This is a genomic window from Nocardiopsis sp. iso_186 (assembly GCF_056173365.1).
Genome location: NZ_CM149670.1, coordinates 1815370 through 1840387, shown reverse-complemented (window position 1 = coordinate 1840387; position 25018 = coordinate 1815370). Strand labels below are relative to the sequence as shown.

24 protein-coding genes and 1 pseudogene are annotated in these 25018 nt (G+C 68.8%); 11 read left to right on the top strand and 14 right to left on the bottom strand.

Features of this window, described 5'->3' with window-relative positions; translation table 11 throughout:
* Positions 1–20 precede the first annotated feature (20 nt).
* Together AC0VYP_RS08200 and AC0VYP_RS08195 are read right to left on the bottom strand one after the other, a co-directional pair.
* On the bottom strand, positions 21–1112 hold the full coding sequence (locus AC0VYP_RS08200) for an extracellular solute-binding protein (protein WP_285760542.1): 1092 nt from the start codon (positions 1110–1112) through the stop codon (positions 21–23).
* Positions 1109–2344 (bottom strand): M24 family metallopeptidase, encoded by a 1236-nt coding sequence (locus AC0VYP_RS08195; protein WP_475473299.1) that lies wholly within the window; start codon positions 2342–2344, stop codon positions 1109–1111. The genes AC0VYP_RS08200 and AC0VYP_RS08195 overlap by 4 nt, the downstream gene beginning before the upstream one ends.
* Before the next feature lie 255 nt (positions 2345–2599).
* Between AC0VYP_RS08195 and AC0VYP_RS08190 the strand changes: the two genes are divergently transcribed.
* From AC0VYP_RS08190 to AC0VYP_RS08180, 3 genes are read left to right on the top strand one after another with little or no spacing between them, the layout of a single operon-like run.
* Positions 2600–3139 carry an Lrp/AsnC family transcriptional regulator gene (locus AC0VYP_RS08190; protein ID WP_475473297.1) on the top strand — a complete coding sequence of 180 codons (540 nt, stop codon included), beginning with the start codon at positions 2600–2602 and terminating at the stop codon, positions 3137–3139.
* A 31-nt stretch (positions 3140–3170) separates the two neighbouring features.
* Complete coding sequence (locus AC0VYP_RS08185; RefSeq protein WP_285760545.1) at positions 3171–4322, top strand: M24 family metallopeptidase; 1152 nt, start codon at positions 3171–3173, stop codon at positions 4320–4322.
* 9 nt (positions 4323–4331) lie between these two features.
* Positions 4332–5735 carry an NAD(P)/FAD-dependent oxidoreductase gene (locus AC0VYP_RS08180; protein ID WP_285760546.1) on the top strand — a complete coding sequence of 468 codons (1404 nt, stop codon included), beginning with the start codon at positions 4332–4334 and terminating at the stop codon, positions 5733–5735.
* 106 nt (positions 5736–5841) lie between these two features.
* Here AC0VYP_RS08180 and AC0VYP_RS08175 read toward each other — a convergent pair whose 3' ends face one another.
* Both AC0VYP_RS08175 and AC0VYP_RS08170 read right to left on the bottom strand, forming a co-directional pair.
* Positions 5842–6042, bottom strand: a complete 201-nt coding sequence (locus AC0VYP_RS08175) for a ferredoxin (protein ID WP_475473295.1) — start codon at positions 6040–6042, stop codon at positions 5842–5844.
* Between the two features lie 48 nt (positions 6043–6090).
* Positions 6091–7296, bottom strand: coding sequence for a cytochrome P450 (locus tag AC0VYP_RS08170; RefSeq protein WP_475473293.1), 1206 nt, complete (start codon positions 7294–7296; stop codon positions 6091–6093).
* A gap of 141 nt (positions 7297–7437) precedes the next feature.
* On the opposite strand from AC0VYP_RS08170, the gene AC0VYP_RS08165 reads away from it, so the two are divergent.
* The gene (locus AC0VYP_RS08165) at positions 7438–8073 is read left to right on the top strand and encodes a TetR/AcrR family transcriptional regulator (RefSeq protein ID WP_285760549.1); all 636 of its coding nucleotides are present in this window, start codon (positions 7438–7440) and stop codon (positions 8071–8073) included.
* 234 nt (positions 8074–8307) lie between these two features.
* On the opposite strand, the gene AC0VYP_RS08160 is transcribed toward AC0VYP_RS08165, so the two are convergent.
* Both AC0VYP_RS08160 and AC0VYP_RS08155 read right to left on the bottom strand, forming a co-directional pair.
* On the bottom strand, positions 8308–8721 hold the full coding sequence (locus AC0VYP_RS08160) for a DUF1761 domain-containing protein (protein ID WP_285760550.1): 414 nt from the start codon (positions 8719–8721) through the stop codon (positions 8308–8310).
* Between the two features lie 105 nt (positions 8722–8826).
* A complete protein-coding gene (locus AC0VYP_RS08155; protein WP_475473292.1) occupies positions 8827–9444 on the bottom strand; it encodes a DinB family protein in 618 nt (205 codons plus the stop codon).
* 61 nt (positions 9445–9505) lie between these two features.
* Between AC0VYP_RS08155 and AC0VYP_RS08150 the strand changes: the two genes are divergently transcribed.
* Positions 9506–10510, top strand: a complete 1005-nt coding sequence (locus tag AC0VYP_RS08150) for a helix-turn-helix transcriptional regulator (protein WP_475473290.1) — start codon at positions 9506–9508, stop codon at positions 10508–10510.
* Positions 10511–10715: 205 nt separating this feature from the next.
* Here the strand turns inward: AC0VYP_RS08150 and AC0VYP_RS08145 are convergent, their stop codons facing one another.
* Positions 10716–11438 (bottom strand): CPBP family intramembrane glutamic endopeptidase, encoded by a 723-nt coding sequence (locus AC0VYP_RS08145; RefSeq protein ID WP_285760553.1) that lies wholly within the window; start codon positions 11436–11438, stop codon positions 10716–10718.
* A 50-nt stretch (positions 11439–11488) separates the two neighbouring features.
* On the opposite strand from AC0VYP_RS08145, the gene AC0VYP_RS08140 reads away from it, so the two are divergent.
* The gene (locus AC0VYP_RS08140; protein ID WP_285760554.1) at positions 11489–12085 is read left to right on the top strand and encodes a TetR/AcrR family transcriptional regulator; all 597 of its coding nucleotides are present in this window, start codon (positions 11489–11491) and stop codon (positions 12083–12085) included.
* Between the two features lie 135 nt (positions 12086–12220).
* Here the strand turns inward: AC0VYP_RS08140 and AC0VYP_RS08135 are convergent, their stop codons facing one another.
* Positions 12221–13189: a GlxA family transcriptional regulator gene (locus AC0VYP_RS08135; RefSeq protein WP_475473289.1), complete on the bottom strand. Its 969-nt coding sequence runs from the start codon at positions 13187–13189 to the stop codon at positions 12221–12223.
* Positions 13190–13287: 98 nt separating this feature from the next.
* Here AC0VYP_RS08135 and AC0VYP_RS08130 point away from each other — a divergent pair, with 98 nt between their 5' ends.
* A complete protein-coding gene (locus AC0VYP_RS08130) occupies positions 13288–13968 on the top strand; it encodes a DJ-1/PfpI family protein (RefSeq protein WP_475473288.1) in 681 nt (226 codons plus the stop codon).
* A 90-nt stretch (positions 13969–14058) separates the two neighbouring features.
* Here the strand turns inward: AC0VYP_RS08130 and AC0VYP_RS08125 are convergent, their stop codons facing one another.
* From AC0VYP_RS08125 to AC0VYP_RS08110, 4 genes and pseudogenes are all read right to left on the bottom strand, one after another.
* Positions 14059–14355: a hypothetical protein gene (locus tag AC0VYP_RS08125; RefSeq protein ID WP_475473287.1), complete on the bottom strand. Its 297-nt coding sequence runs from the start codon at positions 14353–14355 to the stop codon at positions 14059–14061.
* A 361-nt stretch (positions 14356–14716) separates the two neighbouring features.
* A complete protein-coding gene (locus AC0VYP_RS08120) occupies positions 14717–15217 on the bottom strand; it encodes a TetR/AcrR family transcriptional regulator (RefSeq protein WP_475474195.1) in 501 nt (166 codons plus the stop codon).
* Between the two features lie 214 nt (positions 15218–15431).
* Positions 15432–17498 carry an ATP-binding protein gene (locus AC0VYP_RS08115; RefSeq protein WP_475473286.1) on the bottom strand — a complete coding sequence of 689 codons (2067 nt, stop codon included), beginning with the start codon at positions 17496–17498 and terminating at the stop codon, positions 15432–15434.
* Between the two features lie 157 nt (positions 17499–17655).
* Positions 17656–18306, bottom strand: a pseudogene (locus tag AC0VYP_RS08110) (AfsR/SARP family transcriptional regulator); the annotation flags it as partial.
* Positions 18307–18407: 101 nt separating this feature from the next.
* Between AC0VYP_RS08110 and AC0VYP_RS08105 the strand changes: the two are divergent.
* The 3 genes from AC0VYP_RS08105 to AC0VYP_RS08095 all read left to right on the top strand — a co-directional run bounded on the left by AC0VYP_RS08105 (position 18408) and on the right by AC0VYP_RS08095 (position 22160).
* On the top strand, positions 18408–19979 hold the full coding sequence (locus tag AC0VYP_RS08105; RefSeq protein ID WP_475473285.1) for an MFS transporter: 1572 nt from the start codon (positions 18408–18410) through the stop codon (positions 19977–19979).
* A 127-nt stretch (positions 19980–20106) separates the two neighbouring features.
* Positions 20107–20367 carry a pentapeptide repeat-containing protein gene (locus AC0VYP_RS08100; RefSeq protein WP_475473283.1) on the top strand — a complete coding sequence of 87 codons (261 nt, stop codon included), beginning with the start codon at positions 20107–20109 and terminating at the stop codon, positions 20365–20367.
* 395 nt (positions 20368–20762) lie between these two features.
* Complete coding sequence (locus AC0VYP_RS08095; RefSeq protein ID WP_285760569.1) at positions 20763–22160, top strand: glutamine synthetase family protein; 1398 nt, start codon at positions 20763–20765, stop codon at positions 22158–22160.
* Between the two features lie 314 nt (positions 22161–22474).
* On the opposite strand, the gene AC0VYP_RS08090 is transcribed toward AC0VYP_RS08095, so the two are convergent.
* Together AC0VYP_RS08090 and AC0VYP_RS08085 are read right to left on the bottom strand one after the other, a co-directional pair.
* Positions 22475–23125 (bottom strand): response regulator, encoded by a 651-nt coding sequence (locus AC0VYP_RS08090; RefSeq protein WP_475473281.1) that lies wholly within the window; start codon positions 23123–23125, stop codon positions 22475–22477.
* Positions 23113–24393: a sensor histidine kinase gene (locus AC0VYP_RS08085; protein ID WP_285760571.1), complete on the bottom strand. Its 1281-nt coding sequence runs from the start codon at positions 24391–24393 to the stop codon at positions 23113–23115. Before AC0VYP_RS08085 ends, AC0VYP_RS08090 begins: the two co-directional genes overlap by 13 nt.
* A 244-nt stretch (positions 24394–24637) precedes the next feature.
* On the opposite strand from AC0VYP_RS08085, the gene AC0VYP_RS08080 reads away from it, so the two are divergent.
* A complete protein-coding gene (locus AC0VYP_RS08080; protein ID WP_285760572.1) occupies positions 24638–24877 on the top strand; it encodes a hypothetical protein in 240 nt (79 codons plus the stop codon).
* Positions 24878–25018: the final 141 nt, after the last annotated feature.

The window sequence follows — 25018 nt, the reverse complement described above, 5'->3', positions numbered from 1 at the left end:
GGCCGTGTGGAGCCTCGGACTCATCCGCCCTGGATGATCTGCTGCATCCCGGAGTCGATCTCGGATTTGTTCTCCAGGTACCACTCGAAGTCCTGCTGGGCCAGGCCCTCGAAGTTGGCGGGGTAGTCGGCCAGCGTCTCCGCCACCTCGGTGGGAAGCAGGTCGAGCGCGTCGGGACTGGGCACGCTGTACTGCATCTCCTCAGCCCACGCCGCCTGCGCCTCCGGGTGGTCCACCACCCATTGCAGGAACTGCATGGCCTCCTCCTGGTTGGGGGCGTCGGTCACGGCCATGGTGTAGCCGGGGTCGTAGGAGCCCGCCCAGTTGACGGTGACGTCCATGCCGGTCTCGGCGAGGTTGTAGGCCCGTCCGCTCATGAAGATGCCCAGGTCCCCCTCGCCCTGGCGCAGGCTCTGCTCCATCTGGTCGCCCGAGGTCCACCACACCGAGGTGTCGGCCTTGATGTCGCGCAGGGGTTCGAGCATCTCCGGCACGTCGATGGGCAGTGCGTCGTCAACCGGTCTGCCCGCGGCCTGGGCCAGGACGGCTGTCATCTGACTGTAGGCCTCACCGGGCATGATGCGTCGGCCGGGGAACGCATCGGTGTCGAAGAATTCCGGGATCGTCGTGGGGCAGGCGTCCACCGCCTCGTCGTTGCAGGCGATCACGTAGCCGAGGTTGGCGTAGGTGAAGCCGAAGTCGCTCACCTTTCCCTCGCCCAGGGCGTCCTCGAAGGAGGAGCGCATGTCGGCGGGGAGGTCCTGGACCAGCCCCTCCTGGGCCATGAAGAAGGCGTCGGCGGCACCGGAGCTGTCGATGATGTCCCACTCGATGTTGCCGGCCTCGCTCATGGACTGCAGTTTCGTGGCGAAGGTGCCCGGACTGTCCACGATCTGGACCTGGATGCCGGTCTCCTCGGTGAAGGGGTCGGCCAGGTGCTTCTGGGTGGTCTCGGTGAAACGTCCGCCCCAACTGGCGATGACCAGGGCGCCGTCGGAACCGGAACCCGCTCCGCCGCCGTCGGCGGCAGGGGACGCGCATGCGGAGGCCAGCAAGGTCAGCGCCGCCACTGCGGCGGCACAGGGGATGAGGGTCGTGCGTGTCGTGCTCAACAGTCCACCGCCGTGATCTCGTGGGGCAGCGCGGAGAGGGTTCGCGCGCCTGAGGGTTCGTAGATGAGGGTGTCGATGAGGCCGAGGTAGAGCATGGACTCGTAGTTGGTGACCATCCCCTCCTCGAAGACCTCTTCGGTGTCGTCGTCGTTGACGGTGAAGATCCAGTCCCCGACCCAGTCGGGCGGGAAGCTCACGCCCAGTTCGTAGCCGCCGATCCAGATCTGGTCGCGCAGGCGCCACAGGCCCTGGGAGTCGTAGTACTCGCGCAGCGCGCGGTTGACCTCGCGCACCGGTGTGCCGGCCTTGGCGGTCGCGCACAGCACGGGGAAGGCTCCGGCCAGGATCTCCATGAGTTGCACGAGCTCTCGGGGCGGCTCGCCCAGGCACAGGGTGCCGGTGCGGTTGGAGTGGTAGCGGTTGTAGACGCCACAAGGGTTGACGTTGACGATGTCGCCCTCCTTGAGCACCCGCCGCCCGGCGATGGCGTGTCCGGCGCGCGGCCCCACCACCGCCATCTCGTGGATGGCCGCCGGCTCGCCTCCTGCTGCCGACATCGCGTGCACCATCTCCGACCACGCCTCCAGCTCGGTCATGCCGGGGCGCAGGACCGAGGCCAGGTGGGTCAGGCCGATGTCGCAGATCTCGGCGGCGCGTTCCACGCAGGCCAGCTCGGCCGCGGACTTGCGTCGCCGGACCCGCCGCACTGCGTCGGTGCCGTCCACCACCGTGCATCCCTGAGCCTCAAGCGCCTCCTGGAGTTGGGCGCTGACGGCCGGGTTGGGCAGGTAGGAGTACTTCTCCAGTCCGGCGGTGGTGCCCAGCCAGCCCTCGGCCCGCAGCTCTTCGACGATGAACCCCAGCATGCCGTCGCGCTGGTCGCGGGGGAGGAAACGCACGTCGGTGGCGATCGACGTGCGCCTGAACAGTTCGGCGTGCTCGGCGCCGTCGAAGCTGATGTGCCGGTCGTGGTCCACGTGGACGGCGGTACAGATGAGCGGGCGCCATTGACGCGGCGCGTGGGCCTTGTACCAGCGGCTGGCGAAACCGTGCAGCCAGTACATGGCCTCGGGTGAGGACAGGAGGAGCAGGTCGATGCCGTCCTTGGCCATCGCGGCGCGCAGCGCCGTGAGGCGTCGGTCGTACTCCTCGGGAGTGAAGGGGATGGCGGGGGCGGGTTGGTTCTGCTCCCGGTGCCGGGCCAGAAAGGTTTCGAGTGCGGCGAGGTCCACGGTCGCTTCTCCTGAGACTGGAAAGATCCGCATGGAAATTGGGCGAAGCCCTGTGCCCTAAGGCGTGCGTAGCCCCGAGAGGATGGCCGTTCCCGGCTCGCCCCCCAGCGAGCCGACGGTCCATCCAATGGGCTGGTACCTGTTGACGAATATTCGCAATGTGGGCTTGACTATCTCTCGTATTCCGCAGATGGTCAAGGCTGTATTCGCGAATTAACCTTCATGGAACGTGAGATGTCTCGGATTTCGCAAGAGTTGGTTGATAGCGGCCTGGCGCAACTGGACGAGATCGATCGCCGCATCGTGGCCGTCCTCCAAGTGGACGGGCGGCGCTCGTTCACCAAACTCGCCAAGGAGATCGGCACGAGCGAGAGCGTGGTGCGCTACCGGGTCCAGCGCCTGGAGCGGGCCAAGATCCTGCAGATCGTGGGCATCGCCGATCCCCTCAAGATCGGGTTCGACCTGATGTCGATGATCGGCGTCCGGGTCGTCCCCGGCCGTCTGGAGAGCGTCGTGGAGGAGATCAAGACCCTGCCCGAGACCAGCTACGTGGCCTCCCTGGCCGGCTCCTTCGACCTCATCGTCGAGGTCGTGTGCCGCGACACCGCCCACTACAACCAGCTGCTGACCAAACAGCTGCACCGCATCGACGGAGTCGCCTCCACCGAGTCCTTCCTGATCCTGGAGATCCACAAGATGGCCTACGGCTGGGGCGTCGGCGAACAGAACGCCGTCCCCATCGCCCCCTCCCGGCCCGGTGGCGCCGGCGCTCCCCCTGCGGACCCCGCTCCTTAGACCCCCGCCCCCTCAACCACGAGGACAACCGATGGAACTCGCCTTCACCCTCTCCACCTACGACGAGCGGCTGACCCGGACCCGGGCCCGGATGGGCGCCCAGAGCCTGGACGGCATCGTGCTGACGATGCCCGACACCATCCACTGGCTCACCGGCGTCAGCTCGGTGGGCTACCTCTGGCCCCAAGCACTGGTCGTGGGGGCGGGGGCGGGCGAGCCCACCCTGGTCACCCGGACCACGGAGGAGCCGTGCGTGCGACGGCTGTCCTGGCTGCGCTCGGTCCGCTACTACGACATCGCGGCCGAGGAACCCATCGCCGTCATCGCCGAGGCAATCCGCGCGGCCGGGCTGGGCAGCGCCACCGTCGGCCTGGACCTGGACACCTTCACCCTCTCCCCTGGGGGCTGGGACCGCCTGCGCACACTGCTGCCCGAGGTGACATGGGTGGACACCTCTATGCTCGTACCCGAGGAACGGCTGGTGAAGTCCGCCGACGAACTCGCCTACCAACATCAGGCGGCCCGCATCGCCGACCACGCCATGAACGAGGTCTTCGCGGCACTGCGCCCGGGGATCTCGGAGGTGGAGCTGGCCGGAATCGCCGCGGCGGCGCTGGGCGCGGCCGGCGGCGAACACGCCGCGATCCCGCCCATGGTCGTCACCGGTGAGCGCAGTGCCCTGGTGCACGCGATGGCCGGCAGGCGCACCGTGGCACACGGCGACGTGGTGTGCGTGGAACTGGCCGGGGTCGTCAACCGCTACCATGCGGTGCTGATGCGCTCGGCCGTTATCGGCGAGCCCTCGCCGCGGGTGCGCGAGGTCGCCGACTGCCTGGAACGCGCCACCGAGGCGGCCATCGCCGCAGCCGTCCCCGGCGCTCCGGCGCACGCCCCCGACACCGCCTGCGACGACGTCCTCTCCGAACTCGGCCTGGTCGCCAACCGCTGCCACCGCATCGGCTACAGCGTGGGGGTGGCCTACCCGCCGGGCTGGCTGGAGCCCATGACCCTGGTCGCCGGCGACGACCACGTCATCACCCCCGGCATGTCCTTCACGATCGAACCCAATCTCGCCCTCCTGGACGAGGGGTTCGGCCTGAAGATGGGCGACACGGTCCTGTGCACGCCCGAGGGGCCCCGGTCCCTCTCCGCCCTCGACCACGCGCTGCGCGTCATCGCCTGAGGAGATCCCATGTCCCGCCCCGACGTGGCCCGAGCACTGGCCGGCATCAGCCACACCCCCTTCTGGCTCGACTCCCCCGACGCCCCAGGACCTGAACCCGCACTCGCCGCCGACACCGTGTGCGACCTCGCCGTCGTGGGCGGTGGCTACGCCGGGCTGTGGACAGCGCTCCTGGCAAAAGAGCGGGACCCAGCACGCGACGTCGTCCTCGTGGAGGGCCGCACCGCCGGCTGGGCGGCCTCGGGCCGCAACGGTGGTTTCTGCGCCTCCAGCCTCACCCACGGCATGGAGAACGGTGCGCAGCGCTGGCCCGACGACCTGGCCCTGCTGGAACGCCTGGGACTGCGCAACCTCGACGAGATCGAGGCGGCCCTCACCCGTTACGGCATCGACTGCGCCTTCGACCGCCAGGGCAAGATCAGTCTGGCCACCGAGCCCTACCAGGTACGGGCGTTCGAGGAAGCCGTGGCCCTGGCGGACCGGCACGGCCGGTCGCTGAAGCTTCTGAGCCGGGACGAACTGCGCACCTCCGTGGACGCCCCCGGCTACCTCGCCGGGCTCCTGGACCCCGAAGGCTGCGCCACCCTTGACCCCGCCCGACTCGCCTGGGGGCTCAAGGCCGCCTGCTTGGCGATGGGAGTACGCGTCTTCGAGCACACGCCCGTGCGCAGGCTGACCGCCACCGCGCGCGGCGTCGTCCTGGCCACCGACACCGCACGGGTCGGCGCCCAGCGCGTCGCCCTGGCCACCAACGGCTTCCGACCGCTCCTGCGCCGCACCCGGCTGTCCACCGTGCCCGTCTACGACTACGTCCTGGTCACCGAGCCCATCGGCGCCGAACGCCTCGATGAACTGGGGTGGCCCACCCGCAAGGGCCTCACCGACGCCGGCAACCAGTTCCACTATTTCCGGCGCACCCCCGACGACCGCATCCTGTGGGGCGGCTACGACGCCGTCTACCACTACGCGGGTCGGATCCGGTCCGAGCACGACACCCGCTCCGCGACCTTCGAGCGCCTGGCCGGGCAGTTCCTCGACACCTTCCCGGCCCTGGCCGACGTGCGTTTCACCCATGCCTGGGGCGGCGCCATCGACACCTGCACCCGCTTCACCGCGTTCTTCGGAACCGCGCGCGGCGGCCGGGTGGCCTACGCGCAGGGATTCACCGGTTTGGGGGTGGGGGCCACCCGATTCGCCGCCGAGGTCATGCTCGACCTGCTGGCCGGCGCCGACACCGAACGCACCCGCCTGGAGATGGTGCGTCGCCGTCCGCTTCCCTTCCCTCCCGAGCCGGTCCGCTACATCGGCATCCAGCTGACGCGGTGGTCGCTGGACCGCGCCGACCGCAACCAGGGTCGGCGCAATCCGTGGTTGCGTCTTCTGGATCGCCTCGGCCTGGGGTTCGACAGCTAGGGCCCTGGTACGCGGTCGCGGTCCCGTCGTGGTGACGACGGGACCGCGACCGGTGTCCCCCGGAGGCGGTGGTGACGCCTACGGCCAGGACGTCCGACGGGGTCGTTCATCCGTCCCCGTTGACATGGATCGCCGCCGCCGGGCACACGGAGACAGCCTCCCGGACGGCCTCGTGTTCTGCCTCCGGCGGTGTCCCGTCGAGCAGGACCACGATCCCGTCGTCATCACGCTGGTCGAACACCTGCGGCGCCAGCAGTACGCACTGCCCGGCCCCGCAGCACCTGTCCTCTTCCACGCGGACCTTCATGCCCGTGTCCTTTCTTCCTCGCGGCTGGTCGTATCGGCGGGCGCACCCCTACCAGGTGACCGGGAACTCGTAGATGCCGTAGATGATGGCGTCGTCCTTGAACGACAGTTCGTCGACGGGCACGGCGGGCCGGATGTCGGGGATTTTGCGCAGCAGGGTGTCGATGACGATCTGGAGTTCCAGGCGGGCGAGGTTCTGGCCGAGGCACTGGTGGTGACCGTAGCCGAACGCCAGATGGTTGCGGGCCCCGCGTCCGACGTCGAACGTGTCGGGGTCGGGGAACACCCGCGGGTCGCGGTTGGCCGTGTGGGCGAGGGCGAGGACGCCGTCCCCGGCCTTGATGAGCCGTCCGCCCAGTTCGACGTCTTCGACGGCGACCCGGGCGAGGGCCTGCTCGGCGATGGTGAAGTACCGCAGCAGTTCCTCGACTGCGGGCAGGGTCGTGCCCGGGTCCTGGCGCAGCGCCTCCCTGGCCCCGGGGTCGCGGACCAGTTGCAGCATGGTCAGCGAGATCATGTTGGCCGTGGTCTCATGCCCCGCGATGAGGAGAAGGAAGGCCAGGCCCATCAGGTCCTTGCGGTTGACGGCACCGTTCACCTCGCGCTGGCGGAGGATCTGGCGCCCCAGGAGGTCGTCGGTGGGGACCTCCTCCTTGGCCCGCAGCAGTTCGTCCAGGTAGCCGGCCAGATCGAACAGGGCCTTCTGCTTCTCTTCCTGCGACACGGTACGGCTCACGAGCGAGGCGGACCTGCTCTGGAAGAACGCGTGGTCGTCGTAGGGCACCCCGAGGAGTTCGCTGATCACCAGGGACGGAACCGGCAGCGACAACGCCCGGACCAGGTTGACCGGGCGCGGCCCGGCGAGCATCCGGTCGATGTGCTCGTCCACGATCTCCTGGATGCGCGGCTTGAGCTTGTTCATCCGCTTGACGGTGAACTCGCCGAGCACCGCGCGGCGGGCCGGGCCGTGCTCGGGCGGGTCCATGGTGAGCAGAAGTGGGGGAAGGACGTCCGTGGGTGCTCCGCTCCCGTTGTCCAGCATCGGGAATCCGGGCCGTCTCCGGTCGGAGCTGAAGCGCGTGTCGGCCAGCAGGGCGCGGATGTCCTCGTGCCGGGTGACGACCCACACCTCGGCGCCGGTGGGCAGCGTGACCTTGCTGACGGGGTCGGTTTCGCGGAGCCGGACGTGCTCGTCTCGCGGGGCGTACGGACAGGTGCGGGCGATGGGCAGGGCGGGCGACTGTTCTGCGGGCACGGTTGGACTCCCCTTGCGCGGTTCTTATCTGGAACGATTTCCTCCGCTTGCCTTCCGACGCTAACAAAGCGGAAGAGATTCGTCCACATCATCCGGCGGTGGGACAATGGGTCCGTCCCGACAAGAAGGGGGAGTGACACGATGGCGGAGCCGCAGACGCTGCGGGCCGACGCGAGACGCAACCGCGACCAGATCATCGCCGCGGCCAAGACGGTCTTCGCGGAGCGCGGCCCGGACGTTCCGATGGAGGAGGTCGCCCGCCGGGCCGGCGTGGGCGTCGGAACCCTCTACCGGCGCTTCCCCGACCGTGACACGCTGATCCGGGAGGTCGCGCGGGACAGTTTCACGGTCCTGCTCTCCAGGGCCCGGGAGGCGGAGGCCGAGGGCGACCGCGGTTGGGAGGCTTTCCTGGGAGTGCTTAAGGACCTGCCCGAACTGTGGTTCACCCTGCGCCTGACACTCTTCTCACCGGATGCCTGGGCGATCATCCAGGGCGATGCGCACGCCCTCGCCAGGGCCGAGGAGTTCACGACCGTGTTCGACGGCCTGGTCCGGGTCGGACAGGCCGAGGGGACACTGCGCTCCGACGTCGGCACCGGGGACGTGTTGATGCTCATCGCGCTCGTGGTCACCGGTATGCGGGCGTCCTCCGGCGCGCTGGGGGCGACGGTGTACGAGAGGGTTCTGGCCCTGAGTCTGGACGGGTTGCGGGCAAATTCCGACGCTCCCCTGCCCGGCCGCCCTCTCACCCCCGGCGACCTCCGCTTCCACGACTGACGGCCGACGCCTCCCGTCCTGGGGCGGTGGCCCCGTCGTCGCCTGGGCACAGGCCGCAGCACCGCCCGCCCACCAGCGAACACGGCCGAGGCGAGAACACGGCGGCGCCGGCCCCCACGAACGTTCCCGCGAGGGGCGGGCCGCCGAGGCCGGCGCGGTCGAGCACCGTTGACCGGCCGGTCTCCTCGACGCCCACGGGGACGAACCGTCGGGTGCCTTACCGTCGGCAACGACCTAGACAGTCACCAGGACGGCGCTGACCAGGACGCTTCCGAGCAGGTTGTACGCTCCGGAAATCAGCGAGTAGAACAGGGGCCGCGGGAAATTGGGGTTGATCGCGATGGTGACCGTGTTGGCCACCAGGTATCCGGCTCCGACGATCAGACCGAACAGCAGGGCGTCCGGATAGGAGTCGACCCCCAGCGCCGCCATCAGGACCGCGCTGGTGATGGTGATGACCAGCGAGGCCAGCGGCGGCCCGGCATAGAAGAGCGCGGACCCCTCCTGCTTGGCCGACGCGTCCCGCCCCAGCGAAACGTTGTACGCCTTGGTGAACAGGAGCGCGAACCACAGGGCGCCCAGCACCGAAAAAGCGAGAAAGGCGACCAGGACGCCGATCCAGTTCACATCGCCCACAACATTGAACATATTCGTCTCCGTAGTAATGATCGGTGGTCACCGACCGACCGGCCTGACACAGCGGGGCCCGGGGGCGGGCGGCTGCTCGCCCCCGGGCCCTGGGGCGGGCGGCGCTCAGGTGGACGTCCGACCGTCGAGCGTCTCCCGCACGATGTCCGCGTGACCGGCGTGCTGGGCGGTCTCGGCGATGACGTGCAGCAACACCCGGCGCACGCTGTATACGGCCCCAGGTGCGTTCCAGGGCGCCTCCGGCAGCGGATGCGTCGCCGATAGGTCGGGCACGGAGGCGATGACCTCCTCGCTCCGTGCGGCGACCCGCTCGTAGTGCGCGATGATCCCGGCCAGCGTTTCGCCCGGCTGCATCCGGAAGTCGCTCTGGTGGTCGATCGCCCACTGCGGGAACTCGCGCGCGGTGCCGGCTTCGAGGTCGGCCCAGGTGACCCCGTCGGGCAGGTCGTAGCGCATGGCCGACGGGCCCTCGACCGCGAAGCGCAGCCACCCCTCCTCCATGGACGCCACGTGTTTGATCAGCCCGCCCAGGCACAGTGTGCTGACCGTGGGTTGCTCACCGGCCTGTTCGTCGCCGAGCCCGCGCGCCGTGGTGGTCAGGGCCGACCGCGCGGCCGCGAGTTGGGCGAGCAGATCGGCCCGCTCCGCGTCGAGGTCCGGAGCCGACGTGGTCGTGGCGGGCGCGGTGACCGTGCCCTGCTGGTCGTTCTTGTTGTCTGACATGCGAGAACAATCGCAGCGGCAGCGGACAGGATGTGTCCTCTTCTCCCGGCACCATGGAATTATGCAGAAGACTTCAGCGCGACTCCTCTCGTTGCTCTCGCTGCTCCAGGCGCGCCGGGACTGGCCCGGGGCGCTGCTGGCCGAGCGGCTGGACGTCAGTCCGCGCACGGTGCGCCGCGACGTCAACCGGCTGCGCGAACTCGGCTACCCCATAACGGCCGCCAAGGGCCCCGACGGCGGATACCGGCTCGACGCCGGCGCGGAGCTGCCGCCGCTGCTGTTCGACGACGAGCAGGCCGTCGCCCTCGCCGTGGGCCTCCAGGTCGCCGTCACCGCCGGCGCGGGTATCGAGGAAGCAGCCCTGCGCGCGCTGAACACCGTTCGGCAGGTCATGCCCGCCCGGCTGCGCCGTCGCATCGACACCCTCCAGGTCACCGCCGTCGAACGGCCCACGACCGGGACGGGCTCCACGGTTGACAGCACCGTGCTCACGGTGCTGGGCGCCGCCGTCCACGCCTGCACGGTGCTGCGCTTCGACTACGCCCTCCCGGCGGGGACCGCCGGCGACGGCCTCTCCCCCGCATCCCCTCGCCGGGTGGAGCCCCACCACCTCGTCACCTGGGGCGGGCGCTGGTATCTCGTGGCCTGGGACCTCGACCGTGGGGACTGGCGCGTTTTCCGGGCGGACCGGATCACTGCGCGTACCCCCGCCGGACCCCGCTTCACCCCGCGCGAACTGCCCGGGGGCGAGGTGGCCGCCTTCATCACCAACAGGTTCCGGGGCTCCGACGGCTCGGGCGACTGGCCCTGCCGCGGCGAGGTGATCCTCGCCCTGCCCGCCGCCTCCGTGTCCCGCCACACCCACGACGGGGTCGTGGAGGAGCTCGGTCCGCACCGCTGCCGCCTCAGCCTGGGCTCGTGGTCGTGGACCAGTCTGGCCGCCGCCATCGGCAGGTTCGACGCGGACATCGAGGTCGTCGGACCGGCCGACCTCAGGGAGGCCTTCGCCCACCTGGCCCGCCGCTACACCGACGCCGCGACCGGCGCAGCACCCCCGGCCCCGTGAGCCGGGCGCGCGCCGGTACCGCGCCTCGTCGCGGGTGGCTTCCTGCGGGCGGTGCACGCGCGGGCGGCTCGGGCGGGGTGGGACCGCCGGAGCCCGGCCGGATGGAAGCGTCCGCCGCCCGGGGCGGTCCGGGCTCCGGAACCCGTCAGGGAAAACGGCAGGATCGCGCGGTCGGACCGCCCCTGCCGCTGCGGGCCACCAGACGCTACTCGGCGAGGTGGCCCGCGATCGTGGGGATGAGGATCGGGAGATTGATGCCCAGGTGCAGGAGCATGCACGCGACGAGGTTGCGTCGCCACAGGAAGAGTACGTAGATTGCGAGCGTGCCGCTGCCGTGGTAAAGGAGCCACTGCGGCCCGAAGAAGAAGAGGTGGGGCACGATGAAGAGCGGCAGGGTGCATACGAGCGCGATCCAGCGGTGCCCGGTGAGTTCGGTGAGCCGTTCGATCGGGTACCCGCGGTAGAGGATCTCTTCGAAGACCGCAGCGGAGACGACGACGGCGAACACGACGACGATCGGCAGCGCCGTGATCGTCGCCGTTCCCGTGTCCGTCGGAGGCGGCCAGAGCGTGTGCACGATCCAGGTCCACCCCATGTGGCAGCCGAACAGGACAAGCGCCCATTCCAGGTCTGTTCCACAGGGGCGCACGAGCCGGACCGAATCGAGCCCGCGTCGTTCCACGGCATGGACGTAACCGATCAACAGGGCTACGGCCAGCGCGTTCCACACGATCGACGAAGCGGGTCCTGTTATCCCGATGTCGATACCCGTCGCCTCACGGACCCGCGGCAGCCACATCGGGGAATAGGCCAGACCGAGCCCCCCGAGGACGACCGCCCATCGCCACGCGGTGCGTGACGTGCCTGCGGTCTCGCCCTCGGAGGGACGCGCGGTACCGGAAGACGAAGGGCCTGCATTCTCATTCATAGAGTGGTCACTCTAGAGCAGTAAATCTAATAATGCACTATGCTCGTGGCATGGCTCGAACAGTTGACCAGCACCGCTATCACGAGCGGCGCAACGCGATACTCCAAGAGGCCCACCGCCAGTTCTCGGCGTCTGGCTTCGACCGCACGACCACCGCGTCCATCTGCCGCGGCGCGGGGATCTCGTCGGGAACGTTCTTCCACTACTTTCCGACCAAGCTCGACGCGCTCATCGGCCTCCTCGCCTCAGGCGCGGAGGCGACGGTGCGGCAGTTGGCACTGATCGAACAGCAGCAGAAGGGCGTTGACGCGATACTGGCCTACGTCAAGGCGTTCGAGAACGAACTGACGGACCCGTCCTACAGCGGGTTCGTGCACGCCATCGCCGGAGTGGAGCAGGTACCGGAAGTCGCCGGCGTACTGCTCGACGAGGCCAGGGCGACGTCGGAGTTCATCACCCGGAACCTGGCCATCGCCCAAGAGCACGGCACGATCCGTGACGACGTTCCCGTTGACCGGCTCGCCGTCTGGGTCCGGTGGCTCTTCGACGGCGCAGCGCAGAGCGCGGCCGAGACGATCACCGTCGAGGCGGGCGGTCTCGCAGACGCCGTTCGGGCTTTGCTCGGCTCTCCGGCCAGAACCGACTGAACAGCCGAACCCCTGTCGGTCCCGGCGGCACCCCACGCGCCAGACCGCTCCCGGGCCGCCCGCCGGCCCGCCCCGGAGCTGTGGTGCCCGCTGTTCGTACAGGCGGATCGAACAGAATCGCCGGGACCACCCTCCTCAACCACTCCGGCGCAGCTGGGTTGACCGGTACCTGGAGGGCGCCACCCCGAACCGGGCCGTGAACGCCTGCCGCAGCGTCTCCACCGACCCGAACCCGCATCGTTTCGCGACCCCCGCCAACGGCAGACGGGACGACACGAGCAGGCGCGCGGCCGCCTCGACTCGCGCTTCGCGCACGAACCGGCCCGGTGTGCGCCCCAGGTGCTCCACGCACAGCCTGGTCAGATGTCGTTCGCTCACGCCCGCCCGTTCGGCCAGGACGCTCGTACGCAGGTCCCCGGCCAGGGTGGCGGTGACGTAGTCCGCCACCTGCCGGACCAGGACGTGCTCGGGCGGCGGGCCGGCGACGTACACGCTCATCTGCGCCTGGTTGCCGGGGCGTTGGAGGTAGGTCACCAGGGCCCGCGCCACCGATCGGGCAACATCCGCCCCGTGGTCGTCCTCGACGAAGGCCAACGTCAGGTCCAGGGCGGTGGTGACCCCCGCCGAGGTGGACACCTTGCCGTCCCTGACATAGATCGGCGTGGGGTCCACCTCGACCCGTGGGTATCGGGCCGCCAACCGCTGCGCCGCGAACCAGTGGGTGGTGGCGCGTTTGCCGTCGAGCAGTCCGGCAGCGGCCAGGATGGCGGCCCCCGTACACACCGAGGCCACCCGATGGCTCTCGCGCGCCAGCCGACGCACGTGCGCGACGACGTGCGTGTCGGCAGCGGCCCGCTCAGAGCCGAACCCACCCGAGACCAGGACGGTGTCGAGAGGGCCCACGGTCCGCTCCAGCACGGCCTGTCCCTGGAGCACCAGTCCCGAGGAGGAGGTGATCGGGTGCCCGCCCGGCGTGGCCAGGACCACTTCGTAGGGGACCCGGGTCCCCATCAGGTTGGCCGTCTCCAGCGTGGAAGTCACACAGGCGATGTCCAACAACTCCGCCTGTTCGTACCCGACGACCACCACCCGACGCACGTCCATGAATCCAACTCTAGGTCCGAATGACAGGTTTCCCAGCAATTCGGACCTACTTGGATGGAAGTCTCGCCCGGCTGCGGGCCGGCGCCCACAGTAGAGCCATGACCAAAACCATCGCCTTCGTGCTCTACCCCGGCCTCACCGCCCTGGACCTGGTGGGCCCGCTCACCGTGACCACAGCCGTGGGGCCCGAATTCCGGTCAGTGGTCCTCGCCCACGACCTGGCTCCCCAACCCAGCGACGCTCCGCTGCACCTGTCCGCGACGGCCACTTTCGACGAGGTCAGCGCACCCGACATCGTCATCGTGCCCGGCGGCATGGGGGGAACCTTCAAAGCCTGCGCGGACGAGTCGCTGCTCGCGTGGCTCCGCCAGGCCTCGACCACGGCCGAGGTGATGGCCTCGGTGTGCACCGGTTCGTTGATCCTGGGTGCGGCCGGTCTGCTCCAGGGCCGCAGAGCCACCACCCACTGGGGTTTTCGGGACCTGTTGCCCAAGTTCGGTGCGCATCCGGTGGACGAGCGCTGGGTCCGTGACGGCAACGTGCTCACCGCGGCCGGGGTATCGGCGGGCATCGACATGGCGCTGCAACTGGTGCACCTGTTCGCCGGCGAGCAGGCCGCGCGCAACGCCCAACTGGTGATCGAATATGACCCTGAACCACCCCTGGGCGGAATCGACTGGTTGACGGTGGATCGTCCCTCCTTCGCACGGCTGACCCAGGAACTGGTGCGGTCCTCCCTGGCCGACCACCCCGAACTATTGGCACGGCTGGCGGACTGAACACCGGATGCACCGCGCCGCCTCTACCCACGAGACCGTCGAGTCGGCCGGCCTCCGTTGGACCAAGCCGACTAGGGCCTGTTTGGATAGTTAGAGCCATTCGTTGATGGCAGCGACGTGGCGGGTGGCCTCGTGGCGAAGCGCGAGCTTGTCATAGCGCGTGGCCACCGCCCGATTACGTTTGAGCCGGTTGATCCCACACTCCACCGCGTGCCGGGCCCGATAATCGCCCCTGTCCAACCCGGGCGGGCGGCCGGTGGTCGGGGTGGGCAGGAGCGGTTCGAGCAGTGCCCATTGGATGTCGGTGAGGTCACCGCGTCCGTGGCCGGGTAGGGTCACAGCGAAGCCTTCGGTGGGCTTGGTCTTCTTCGTCGTTGACTCGTCCACCGAAGGCTTCGCTTATGTGTGGGGCGACGCGCCCGCCGTTACTGTTTTGATGCGCTTCGTCCCAGGCCAACACATTCCCAAACAGGCCCTAGCGCGCCTCGGCGACACCCACCGCGCTAGGTTGACCGCGGGGCCGTCTGCCGACCCGGACCGGAGCCGTGGTGCTCAATGTTCTTGCAGGCGGATCGAGCAGAACCGACAGGGCCGTCCTCCTCAACCGCTCCGGCTCAGCCGGGTAAACCGATATCCGAAGGGCGCCGCCCCGCACCGGGCCGCGGGCGCACTCCGCAAGGACAGCCGGGGCACCGGTCGTCCCCGATCCTGCCGCACCACCAACGGGCTCCACAGAAGTCGGTAGAGCTCACGACCTGCCAGGAGACGGGAGAAGGTCGGTGAGAAAGCCCTCGAACTCCTCAGCACTCGGTTTGTCGTCCGTGAGCAAGGTGTGCAGCAGCAATCCGTCGATCGCACCTGCGACCACCCGTACTCGCACCGGATCGTCGGTATAGCAATTTGCGAATGCCTTGACCGCACCGAGCCATCCGTCGGTCGCCGATCGCAGATGGGGGCGCCTTGCCGCCAGGAGAAACAACTCGTATTCAGCTAGTAGACGCCCTGGATCAGCCACGACCTGCGCGAGCAGGACCGCCAGATCACGTCGTCGATCACCTCCGGAAGACAGCCTGCGCATACGCGCCGAGTCCTCTTCCATGACACTGGTCAATGCTGCGGTCAGCAACTCTCCCAGGCTGGTGAAATGGTAGGTCGATGCGGACGTGGGCATTCCCGCCTCACGGGCCACCTTCCGGTGGCTGACACCCGCCACCCCATCCCGTTCGATAACCCGCAAGGTCGCCTCGATGAGCGCGTGTCTACGCCTCAGGCCCTTGAGCCTTCGCCCATCCGTTGTGGACTCGTCCAGTTCTCCTCCTACGGGTCGGGCCTGAAAGCTACTCACCCGGGCCAGTATGCGCGTCCGGCGTCGGCGGGCAAACCACGCGGTACCGGGTTTGACGAAGCAGCGCCGGCCCCGGGCCCCAAACCGAACGGGCATCCCGGCAGAGCTCAGGAAAGCGTCACGAACGTCCCTGCACAGGCATTCCAGGCAGTGTCTTTCCCGGTGGAGACGTTTCGTAGGCTTTTCTGCCGATGCCCGGAAACGTCTCTTCCCCGCCTACGGCAAACCCGTGCGACTGACCGCGCTCCACCGCACGACGGAGATGGAACTCGGCGGCGCCGGTGTCTCCGCCGCACAGGGCGACCTTGGCCAACCAGGTGTCGGCCTCGACCTCACCGCGTGTGTAGGAACGCTCTGAAGCCACCTGGAGAGCTCTTTCATACATTCTCCCGGCCGCGGCAAGATCACCGTGGACATAAAAGGCACGACCGATGCGGAACAAGGTTTCGACGGCTTCGACCCACAGGCCGAGGCCTTCAGCCGCCCGCAGGCATTCGCTGAGAAGCCCGGTCACCTCTGCGTGGTTCCCGTCGGTCTCTGCCACACGGGCCAGCGACCGTCCCGCACGCAGGTGCCCCCAACGGTCACCCAATTGGGCGAACAGCATCGCACTCCTTTCGGCATCGCTGCGCGCCGAAAGAAAATCTTTGCCGTCAAAGCTGTGGTCGGCCCGTTCTGCGAGGGCCGCGGCTTCCCCCCACCAGTCGGAATGCGAACGCGCGGCGACCAACGCCTCCTCTATCAGGGCCCGTCCCTCCTGATGGCGTCCGACCCGGTAGAGGGAAGCCCCCACGAACCAATGAAGGCGTGAGCTGAGCACGAGATCCTCGATGCGGATCCGGGCCGGTTTTCCCTCCATGCCCGCCAACCACGCCTCGGCGATCTCCCGGCTTCCCTCGGCGCTGCCTTCCACCTCAAGTGCCGCCCGGAAAGACCTGCGCGCCTCGGTCAGCCTGCTGCGGAGCAGCCAGTACCAGGCCAATGCGTTCACCAGTCGCAGCGCGAGAGCCGCCTCACCGTGTCGTACCGCGAGCTCCAGCGCCCTTCGCATGTTGACCGTCTCGGTATCCAGCAGTTCGAGGAACCGGCCCTGGTCGGGACCGCGCAAATTTCTTTCCGCCGTCTCGGCCTGTGCCACGTGGAAGCGCACGAATTTGAGCCGGACCTCGGCCAGTTCTCCCGATTCCGCCAGCTGCTCCATGCAGTAGGCCGCGACCGACTCCAGCAGACGGAACCGTTCACCGTCCCGGACCACGAGCGATCGGTTGACCAGGCGCGAGAGCACGTCCAGGACATCGCGTTCGGGGACGGAGCGGTCGGCGCACACCGTACGCGCGCCGACGAGTGTGCTGCCGTCCGCGCTCACCGCCAGACGGCGCAGCACCGCCCGTTCCGAATCGGACAGGAGCTCCCAGCTCCAACCGATCATCGCTCGCAGTGTCTGCTGCCGCGTGGGGCGCCCGCGCCCCGGACCGGTGGGAAGCGCGAACCGGTCGTCCAGCCCTTCGGTGATCTGTTCGGGGCTGAGCACGCGAAGGCGGGTGGCCACCAGTTCCAGGGCAAGCGGTATGCCGTCGAGCCGCCTGCAAATCGAGGCGATGAACGACGCGTTGTCAGGAGTGATGGCAAAACCGGGCACCGCCGCAGCGGCGCGCTCCACGAACAGCTGGACGGCGCTGGAACGGCCGATCTCTTCGGCGATCCTGACCGAAGGGACGGTGGGGAGCTTCGGCAGGGCCAACGGCGCCACAGGGCAGACCGTTTCACCAGGAACGTCGAGTGCCTCCTGAGTGGTCACCAAGGTGTGCGTCACCGCAGCGGCGGCAAGCAGTTCCGTGGCCACGACGGAGACCGGTTCGACCACATGTTCGCAGTTGTCCAGAAGAATCAGGAGACGTTTGTCGGCGATGGCGACACAAAGCCAGTTCACCAGGTTGACGGGGTCGGATTCGGCCGCCGTGTCGCAGAGGCCCAGTGTCGTGATGATCCGTTCCGCGACGTCTCCTGCCGAGGCATGGCGGTCCAGGCCGGCAAGCTCCACGAGCCAAACTCCGTCGGGAAACTCTTCGGTCAGCGTCCTGGCCGCCGAGATCGCGAGCCGGGTCTTCCCGACGCCCCCCGGACCGGTCAACGTCACCAACCGACCCCCTTGGCCGGCCGACAGCGCCCTGCGGACGCTGTTCAACTTCCTTCTCCCTCCCGATCAGTGGGGTGGCCGGACTCGGCAGGTTGGTCCGGTACGGGGCCGCGGGCACCTCGGCCACCAGGCTCGGCTCCTGACGCAGGATCGACGTGTGAAGCCCGCTCAGTGCCGGCCCCGGGTTGACCCCCAATTCCTCGCCGAGCTTGGTCCGGAGGTCGTGGAAGGAGTCCAGCGCCTCGCCCTGACGCCCGGCCTTGTAGAGGGCGAGCATGTGGAGCGCACGAAGCTGCTCGCGCAACGGATTCAGCTTCACCAATTCACCGAGCTCGGCGATGGTCGCGCTGTGCTCGCCGAGCTCAAGGCGCGCCGCGGCCCGATGTTCGAGGGCGGCCAACCGCAACTCTTCGAGACGGGTGATCTCCGCGCCGGCGAACGCGGCGTCGGCGACGTCGGCGTAAGCGGGCCCCCGCCACAATGCCAAGGCGTCGGTCAACACTTTCACCCGGCTGCGCGGGTTGCCGGTGCGGGCCGCCAGTTCGGTCAGCTGCTGGAACGAGTACGCGTCGAGGCCGTCCCCGTCCAGGTTCAACTGATAGCCCGCCGGCTGACGGACCACCTGGTCCGGGCCGAGCGCACGTCGCAACTGGGAGATCTTGGTCTGCAGTGTGTTGAGGGGACGACCGGGCGGTGCGTCCCCCCAGAGGTCGTCGATGAGCCGATCGGCGGATATCGGACCTCCTTGGTGGACCAAGAGGTTCGCCAGGATTGCCCGTACCTTCGCTTCGGGGATCTTTACCTGTCTTCCGCTGGTGTCCCAGGCAGCCAGCGGGCCGAGCACCCCGTAACGCATAGCTGAATCCTACCGGCAGAGCCCCCAGTATTTCGTGCGCGGACCGTGCGCACGGTCGAGGACGATGAAGCCTCTTCCACCTATGAAGAAGAGGAGCTTCCATGCCCCGGACAAGTGACCGCAGGGCCGGCCCGGCGGAGTGGGGAGGACTTGCCGTCCTGGCACTGCCCACCGTTCTGTTGGGCCTGGACGTCACCGTCCTGCACTTGGCGTTGCCCTCGCTGGCGGTCAACCTGCGTCCGAGCGGAACCCAGGAACTGTGGATCGTGGACGCCTACGGGTTCTTGATCGCCGGTTTCCTCATAACGATGGGGACCCTCGGGGACCGGATCGGCCGTCGCCGGCTCCTCATGATAGGCGGCATCGCTTTTGTCGCTGCCTCACTGGCTGCCGCCTATTCCACCAGCGCGGAAATGCTGATCGCCGCCCGCGCGGCGTTGGGGATCGCCGGCGCCACTCTCATGCCGTTGACACTGGCACTGATCAGCAACATGTTCCACAACGCTCAACAGCGTGCCCTCGCGATCGGATTGTGGGCGACGTTCTTCGCCGGCGGGATGGCTGCCGGGCCCCTGGTCGGAGGAGTGCTGTTGGAGCACTTCTGGTGGGGTGCCGCGTTCTTGTTGGCGATCCCCATGATCGGGATCATGCTGCTGGCCGCGCCTTTCCTGCTCCCCGAGTACCGGGACCCGGAGAGCGGCAGGCTCGATCTGCTCAGTGTGGTTCTTTCGCTGGCTGCCATCCTTCCGGTCGTATACGGCATCAAACAGTTCGCGAAGGACGGGCTAACCGTCGGCGTGATCGCGGCCGTCGTCTCGGGCCTTGTCTTCACGGTCGTGTTCGTCCAACGTCAACGGCTTCTGGCCAGCCCCTTGCTGGACGTGAGCCTGTTCCGCAACCGGGCATTCAGCGTGGCGCTGGGCATGATGCTCGTCGGGCTGGTCGGCGTCGGCGGGACCATGCTGTTGGTGACGCAGTACCTGCAGTTGGTGGAAGGGCTCTCCCCCCTGGTGGCCGGCCTGTGGTACGGCCCGCCGGCGTTGATGATGATGCTCTCGGCGATCATCGCGCCGCTGATCGCACGACGTATCCGCGCGGGATACGTCGTGGCGGGCGTACTCACGCTTTCCGCCGTGGGATACGTCCTCCTTGGCCTCGTCGGAAGCTCCGACGGACTGGTCCTCGTCGTACTCGGTTTCTCCCTGGTCTATCTGGGGCTGGGAGCGATCGCCGCTCTGGGAACGGATCTGGTCGTCGGAGCGGCACCACCGGAGAAAGCGGGGTCGGCATCGGCGATGTCGGAGACCGTGCAGGAACTGGGGCTGGCCGCCGGCATCGCGCTCGTGGGCAGCATGGCTGCCGCGGTCTACCGGAACCGCATGCAGGCTGTCGAGTACTCCGCCGACCTTCCCTCCGATGCTGTCGATTCGGTCGAGAACAGCCTGTCCGGTGCGACTTCGGTTGCCGACCGGGTTCCGGCAGAGGTCGTGGAACAGGCCAAGGACGCCTTCATATCGGGATTGAACACCGCCGGCGTCGTCGGTGCGGTGACGATTCTGGCCCTGGCGGTCCTGACCGCAGTGACGCTGAGGCATATCAAGGCCACCGGGGACACGCCGGAAGACGCGGAGCCGAGCAACGCGGAACAATTGCCGGCGCACCCTTCGGGGTGAGGAACAGCAGGGCGACCGCTCCCGCTCTCAACAGATCGGGAGCGGTCGCCCTTCAGTGGGTGCCGCTGAGAGAAGAGCACACACGGCCCGGTGCTAGTTTTCGTTCGGCTCCGGCATCCAGCGGGTGGTGTCCTCGTCCTGCAAGCTCAACGCGGTCAACGTCCGGGCCGCAGAACTGTTCGACGTCGTCTTCGAGAACTGCGCCCTCATCGACGTGGACTTCAGCCAGGCCGTCCTGAACCGGGTCTCCTTCCCCGGCTCCACCCTCGAAGGCGTCCACCTGGCCAAGGCATCGATGACCAAGGTCGATCTTCGCGACGCGGCCGGACTGGACCTGGCCTCGGGCTACGAGTCGTTGCGGGGGCGACCATCAGCGAGGCGCAACTGACCGGGATGGCGCCGGCGCCGGCGTTCACCCTGGGCATCACCGTCAAGGACAGGTAGCGACGTATCGCACCGGGCAGGCACGTCCCGGGGGCGGAGCCTGCTCGGAAGACGCCGACAGAGCCCGGACAGCCGGGTCGAAAAGCACGGATGACGAGGCCGGTGCCATCGAGGGTGCACCATCACGCAGCCGGCGAACGGCCGGGCCTCCCTCGATCGGGCGCGCACCCGCCGCACCGCCCGCCCCGTACGCGGCAGCGGCCGACACAGCGGTGCAGTCCACAACCGACGACAACCACACCCGGGTGTGAGACCGGCCCATCCTCCTGGTTTACGTCCCGCGGCCCGGGGTTAGCCATTCCTTGCCACTTGGCCCGCCCTGCTGTCTGCGAGGTAAGTATGACAATCTCGAACGGCCGCACCACGCTGGATGAGCACCGCGAGCTGAACACTGACTCGACCGCTGTGGAGGATGTCAGCAAACGCATCCTGGAAACCGGCATCGACTACGTGCACTACCAGGCGGTGACGCTCACCGGGCGGGTCGTCGGCAAGACCGTGCCCGCCCGGCATCTCCGACGCAGCCTGGAGAACGGCGTCCAGCAGTTCCGCACCGTCCTCGGGGACCTGCACACCGATCCGACCGGGGAGCTTCTCGGCGGCGGCAACGACGCGGCCGAGTTCACGGCCATGCCCGACCTCGACACCTTCGCCGTACTCCCCTGGGATCCCCGCACGGCCCGGTTCTTCTGTCGCCTCTACGAGCCCGACCACCGGCCCGAGGGAGTGCGCGGCCAGCCCCTCCCCACCGACGTACGGGGCGGCCTGCAACGCATGCACGCCGACTTCACCACCCGCACCGGTTTGGAGCTGCGCAGCGGCTGCGAGCCGGAGGCCGCGTGGAGCGGACCTGGCCTGGAACCTCCTCGGGGCCATCGGGTGACTCCGGCGCTCCATCTCGACTCCCTTGACCGGTTCCGGCCCGTCTACCAGCGCATCATCGCGTACGGGCAGGCGCTGGGCCTGGACATGACCGAGGGCGGGCACGAGGGCGACGACGGCCAGTTGGAGATGAACTGGATGTTCGACCATGCCGACCGCACCGCCGATCGGCTGATCGTCCACCGCCAGATCTGCCGACAGGTCGCACGCGAACTGGGGCTCACCGTCAGCTTCATGCCCAAGCCGAGCGACCGCCACATGGGAAACGGCTGCCATCACAACCTCAGCCTGTGGCGGGACGGGGTCAACGTGTTCAGCGACCCCCAGACGCGCGAGCTGCACCTGAGCGACATCGGTCGGTACGCGATGGGCGGCATCCTCACCCACGCGGCCGCGATGTCGGCCGTCGTGTGTCCCACCGTCAACTCCTACAAACGCCTCGCCCAAGCGAGCGAATTCACCCCCTCGCACGTCAACTGGGGCCGGGAGACCAAGGCGTGCGCCCTGCGTCTACCGGCGAACGGGAGGGTCGAGTTCCGGCTCCCGGACGCCATGGCCAACCCCTACCTGTCCCATGCCGTCCTCATCGCCGCGATCGAGGACGGCATCAAGAACCAGACCGACCCCGGTCCGGACAAGGCCCATGAGGACCACGCTTCCGCGCAACGCTTCCCCGCACTGCCGCACACGCTGGAGCAGGCCCTGGAGCGGTTCTCCGCCGACCCCGTCAGCACCGGGGCCCTGGGCGAGGAGACCGCCGCGCTCTTCCTGGCGATGAAATCCCTGGAATGGAGGCGGTTCTGCACCGCCGTCACCGACTGGGAGCGCGACGCCTACACCGATGCGGGGTACTGAGACCGCCGTACGCCAGGGACACGCCGCCCCCGCCGCCCCTACGTCGAGAAGCGAAAGGGCGGGGGTCCACGCCAGTTTCTCGGGTGGGGGAACCGAACTGTCAACGCCGTCCGCCATCCATGACGCCACGACCGCCTCGATCCGCACCGTCCTCGACGAGCACCCCGCTCCAGACGGGGCGAGGGCCGAACCGGTGTGCACCCGGTTCCCGCCGAGCCCGAGGAGTTCGCGAACGGGCCGCGCCGTGGGGCGGGACGCCCTGCCGCAGGAGGGGCGAATCCCCGCGCGGTGGCGGCGGGCCCCGACCGTACGGATCAGCGGTTGGAGTCGAGGTAGCGCAGTACGGCCGCGACGCGGCGGTCGGAGCGGTCGGTCGGGGCGAGGTCCAGTTTGTTGAAGATGCTGCGGATGTGCTTGTGAACGGCGCCCTCGGTGACGACCAGCTTCTCAGCGATGGCGGCGTTGCCCAGTCCCTCGGCCATCGTGGCGAGCACCTCGTGCTCTCGGGGGCTGAGCCGGCCGAGGGGGTCGCCGGGACGTTTGCGGGTGAACAGTTGCGCCACGACCTCGGGGTCGATGGCGGTCTCCCCGGCCGCGACCCGGTCGAGGGTGTCGAGGAACCGGTTGACCCGGCCGACCCGTTCCTTGAGCAGGTAGCCGATACCGGAGGTACCCGCTCCCAGCAGGTCCGTGGCGAAGGTCTGCTCGACGTGCGCGGAGAGCACCAGAACAGGCAGGCCGGGGTTGGCGCTGCGGGCCTGGACCGCCGCGCGGATGCCCTCGTCGGTGTAGGTGGGGGGCATGCGGACGTTGACCAGGGCGATGTCGGGGGGCTGCGCGGCCACGGCGGCCAGGAACTCGTGTGGAGTGGCCACCGCGGCGGCCACCTCGTGTCCTTCCCCGCGCAGCAGGAGGGTCAGGCCCTCGCGCAGCAGGGCGTCGTCCTCGGCGATCACAATCCGCATGGCAGCTCCGCGGTGATGGTGGTGGGTCCGCCCTCGGGACTGAGCACGCGGACGGTTCCGTCGTGGGCTTCCACGCGTTGTCGGATCCCGAGGATGCCGGTTCCTGCCGCCTCGTGGGCGCCGCCTCGGCCGTCGTCGTGCACGAGGACGACGAGCCGGTCGCCTTCGCGGCGCACGGCGACCTCGGCCCGTCCGGCTCCGCTGTGGCGGGTCACGTTGGTCAGTGCCTCGGCGACCACGAAGTAGGCGGTGGACTCGATGGAGGCCGGACAGCGTCCGATGGGTTCGACGTCAACCTCGCAGGGCACCGAGCAGGCGGCGGCCAAGGCTTCGAGGGCGCCGTCCAGTCCGCGGTCGGCGATCATGGGGGGCAGGATCGCGCGGACGACCACGCGCAGTTCCGCCAGCGCCTCCTCGGTGATCGTCTGGGCGCGTTCGAGAGCGGCGTCGGCGCGGGCCGGGTCGTTCTGGAGTGCGCGCCGTGCGGCACCGATGAGCACCGTGACGCCGACCAGCCGGTTCTGCGCCCCGTCGTGCAATGAGCGCTCGATGCGGCGTAGTTCCACGGCGTGTGCGTGGAGTCCCGCCGCACGGGTGCTGGTGAGTTCGGCGATGCGTTGGGTGAGGTCGGTGCCTGCGGGCGGGCCGAGGAGCTTGCGTCCGGGCCAGGACTGGGCTCGTGCGATCAGTGGCCCCAGTCCGAAGACGACAGCGCCCCACCCCAGGCCCATGAGGCTGACGGCGAAGGCGGCGGGCCAGTCGTTGACGGGGATTCCGATGGCCGCGCCGGCGTCCTCGCGGGGCAGGAGCCACCACCACAGCGGGAAGCTGAGGTCGCGTACGGCGAAGACGGGCAGAAGGACGCCCAGGAGCCCGAGGAGAAATCCCAGGGAGGCGTGTGCCAGCAGCCAGGCGAGATCACGTCGGGTGGCGGGGTCGTGGACCATGCTGCGCAGGCTGTCCACGGGGCCGGCCGGAAAACGGGTGTAGGGGTGGAGGACATCCACCCCCCAGCGGGAGAGCCGGTCGCGTTCGCGGTCGGCGACCGTGCGCACCAGTTTCAGCACGGAGGGGAGCAGGAGCAGACCGATACCGAGCGGGCCGGTGACTGCCACGATCAGCAGTGCGGTAGCGGTGGCCAGTGCCAGGACCGCTGTGACCAGGCCACCGGCGAGGCGCTCCAGCGCGTCGAAGAGGTTGCGCAGGCCGGTGACGGCGGCTTCGCGAAGGACTGCGGTGCGGGGGGACAACCGTTGACTGCGGTCCATGGCTGACCCGTGTTCCTCTCCGAACCGGTGGGGCGGTCGGCTCTGAACCTTACCGTCCGTCGCGGACCGGTCGCCCGGAAAATCAGGGGACGGTGCGGGTACAGCCTGCACTACTCCCGTTGCGCCAGGGTGCGGGATCGCTGTTCTCGGGGCCTTCTTCCTAGCCTCGGGTAAGGCACGCTGTGGCCGATGTGTGCCATGTGCCTCGCCCCACCTGTATCCGCCTACGAGCAACGGAGTAGTCATGAGCGACCCCTATCGGATCGACAACACCCCTGATGCGCCGCGCAGAGGACGGCGCCGGGAGGCGGTGCGCGACGGTTCCCTGCGACGCGGACTGCTGTGGACGGTACTGATCGTCAGCGCCACGGCCAACGCGGTCACCTCGTTGAGTGGGTTCCCCACGCTGGTCAGCCTGAGTTTCGGGCTGATCACCGTGCTGTGCATCGTGCTGCTGGTGGTCGGCCACCTGCGCCGGCGGTGACGTCGTCGAAGCACACGCCGGCCGGGCGCGGTGCCGTTCGTTGAGCGGCTGCCCCGACCGGACCGGGTTGCGGCCAGGCGCGGGCTCGTGGTGTTTGAGGTGCGGTCGCTGGTCAACCCGCTCGGCACGGGGCGCGGAGGA